Source organism: Ferrimonas sediminicola (assembly GCF_005116715.1).
Lineage (GTDB): Bacteria > Pseudomonadota > Gammaproteobacteria > Enterobacterales > Shewanellaceae > Ferrimonas > Ferrimonas sediminicola.
In genome coordinates, this window is the sequence record NZ_SWCI01000048.1 from 1 (window position 1) to 255 (window position 255).

Consider the following 255-nt stretch of genomic DNA (forward strand, 5'->3'; position numbering starts at 1 on the left):
GTCCAGACTCCTACGGGAGGCAGCAGTGGGGAATATTGCACAATGGGCGCAAGCCTGATGCAGCCATGCCGCGTGTATGAAGAAGGCCTTCGGGTTGTAAAGTACTTTCAGCGAGGAGGAAAGGTTAACGGTTAATACCCGTTAGCTGTGACGTTACTCGCAGAAGAAGCACCGGCTAACTCCGTGCCAGCAGCCGCGGTAATACGGAGGGTGCGAGCGTTAATCGGAATTACTGGGCGTAAAGCGCATGCAGGC

General features: G+C 55.3%; 1 rRNA gene. It reads left to right on the plus strand.

Going from position 1 to position 255, the window contains the following annotated elements:
* Positions 1-255, plus strand: a 16S ribosomal RNA gene (locus FCL40_RS18475); the annotation flags it as partial.